Genomic DNA, 1,187 nt, shown 5'->3' with positions numbered 1-1,187 from the left:
GCCACGGGCCGGGCGCAGTTGGAGGAGCGGGCTGCGGTGATCGGGTCCGGTCGAGAGGATCTGCTGGCCGGGCTGGAGGCGCTGGCTGGTGGTGAGAGGGCCGGCAGCCTGGTGCGGGGCTCGGTGGGGCGTGGTGGCGGGCTGGTGTTCGTGTTCACCGGTCAGGGGGCGCAGCGGCCGGGTATGGGGCGTGAGCTGTATGAGGCGTTCCCGGTGTTCGCTGAGGTGTTCGATGCGGTGTGTGCGGTGCTGGATCCTTTGCTGCCGCGTCCGTTGCGTGAGGTGATCGACAGCGGTGAGGGGTTGGCGGAGACGGGTTTCACCCAGCCTGCGTTGTTCGCGGTGGAGGTGGCGCTGTATCGCCTGGTGGAGTCGTGGGGTGTGCGGCCTGATGTGGTGGCGGGGCATTCGGTCGGTGAGATCGCCGCGGTGCATGTGGCGGGGGTGCTGACGCTTGAGGACGCGTGTGCGTTGGTGGCGGCGCGGGCGGGGCTGATGCAGCAGTTGCCGCCGGGTGGCGCGATGGTGGCGGTGGAAGCGGCTGAGGAGGAGGTGCTGGCGCTGCTGGCCGGGCGTGACCGGGTAGGGGTGGCGGCGGTGAACGGGCCGCGGGCGGTGGTGGTCTCCGGTGAGCGGGCCGGGGTGGAGGAGGTGGCCGCCGAGTTGCGGGCGCGGGGGCGTCGTACTCGGCGGCTGGAGGTCTCGCATGCGTTCCACTCGCCGTTGATGGAGCCGATGCTGGAGGCGTTCGGGCAGGCGATCGCGGGGCTGGACTACCACGAGCCGCGTATCCCTGTCGTGTCGGCGCTCACCGGCGCGCCGGCCGATCCGGGGCAGCTCGGCGATCCGGAGTACTGGGTGCGGCATGTGCGCGAGCCGGTCCGCTTCGCCCAGGCCGTGGAGGCTCTGCGTGCCGAAGGCGCCGCCACTTTTGTCGAGATCGGGCCCGACGCCGTCCTGACCCCGATGGTCGCGGACACCATGGACACCACGGACGCCGGTATCGCGGGCATCGCCGTGCCCCTGCTCCGGCGTGACCGGTCCGAACTGCGCACCCTTCTGCACGGCCTCTCCCAGCTGCACACCCGCGGCGTTCCGGTCGACTGGCAGGCGTTCTTCGCCGGAACGGGCGCACACCGTGTGGACCTGCCCACCTACGCCTTCAAACAGGACAGCTACTGGCTGAC

The 1,187-nt window shown here is 71.3% G+C and carries 1 protein-coding gene; it reads left to right on the top strand.

The annotated features are described in order from the left end of the window. Positions 1–36: 36 nt before the first annotated feature. A partial coding sequence (locus IE286_RS26870; protein ID WP_229863832.1) for an acyltransferase domain-containing protein occupies positions 37–1,187 on the top strand: 1,151 nt, incomplete at its 3' end.

It is taken from the genome of Streptomyces thermodiastaticus, assembly GCF_014656135.1.
GTDB lineage: Bacteria > Actinomycetota > Actinomycetes > Streptomycetales > Streptomycetaceae > Streptomyces > Streptomyces thermodiastaticus.
This window is presented reverse-complemented; position numbering and strand designations above follow the sequence as displayed.